The sequence below is a fragment of the Acidiphilium sp. PM genome, from assembly GCF_000219295.1.
Classification (GTDB): domain Bacteria; phylum Pseudomonadota; class Alphaproteobacteria; order Acetobacterales; family Acetobacteraceae; genus Acidiphilium; species Acidiphilium multivorum.
In genome coordinates, this window is sequence record NZ_AFPR01000314.1 from 1 (window position 1) to 1,271 (window position 1,271).

1 protein-coding gene is annotated in these 1,271 nt (G+C 72.8%); it reads left to right on the plus strand.

Annotated features, from left to right (window positions below):
* Positions 1-1,271 (plus strand): DNA mismatch repair protein MutS (gene mutS / locus APM_RS12020; protein WP_007423652.1); only part of this gene is annotated, 1,271 nt, incomplete at both ends.

Sequence of the window (1,271 nt, forward strand, 5' to 3'; positions counted from 1 at the left end):
CTCGGCCTGGCGGGGCGGAAGGCGGGCCGGCTGTCGCCGCGCGATCTGGGCCAGATGCGGGATTCACTCGCCGCCGCGCGCGCGGTGGCCGAGGGGCTGGCGCCTGCGGTTGCCGCCGATCCCGCGCATCCGTTGGCGGATGACCTCGCGAAGCTCGCCGCCGGGCCGGAACTGGGGCCGCTGCTGGAGGCCGCGCTGGTCGAAACACCGCCGGCGCGGATTGGGGATGCGCCGGCGATCCGCGCGGGGTTCGACGGCGAACTCGACGGCGAGCGCCGGCTCCGCGACGATACGCGGCAGGTGATTGCGGCGCTGCAGACCGAGCTTGCCTCGCGCTATGGCGTCGCCAGCCTCAAGGTGCGGCATCACAGCCAACTCGGCTATGTGCTGGAGGCGCCAGCCGCGGCGGTCGAGGCGCTGCGGGCGTTTCCGGAGCTGATCCTACGGCAGGGCCTGGCCTCGGCGGCGCGGTTCACCCACCCCGAACTGTCGGACCTCGACCGGCGGATCGCCGAGGCGCATGAGCGGGCGGCGGCGCGGGAGGCGCTGGTGCTTGACCATCTGCTCGCCGCGGTGATGCGCGAGGAGGCGGCGCTGGCGGAATGCGCGGCGGCGCTGGCGCGGCTCGATGCGCTGCAATCGGCGGCGACGCTGGCCGAAAGCGGGCGCTGGTGCGCCCCTGAGCTTTCCGAGGATGCGGCGTTCAGCATCATCGCCGGGCGGCATCCGGTGGTCGAGGCGGCGCTGCCCGCGGGAACGCGCTTCATCGCCAACGATGCCGACCTCTCGCCCGAGCGGCGGCTGATGCTGCTGACCGGGCCGAACATGGCCGGAAAGTCCACCTTCCTGCGGCAGAACGCGCTGGTCATCATTCTCGCCCAGGCCGGGCTGCCGGTGCCGGCGGAGCAGGCGCGGATCGGGCTGGTGGACCGGCTGTTCTCCCGCGTGGGTGCTGCCGACGACCTCGCCGCCGGGCGCTCGACCTTCATGGTCGAGATGATCGAGACCGCGTCCATCCTCAACCAGGCGGGGCCGCGCAGCTTCGTCATCATCGATGAGATCGGCCGCGGCACCGGCACGCAGGACGGGCTCGCGATCGCCCAGGCGGTGCTGGAGGCGCTGCACGGCTCCATTCGCTGCCGCAGCATCTTTGCCACGCATTTCCACGACCTGGTGCAGCTCGGCGCAGCGCTGCCGCGGCTGCGGCCCTGCACGATGCGGGTGAAGTCGTGGCGGGGCAGCGTCGTGTTCCTGCACGAGGTGATCGAGGG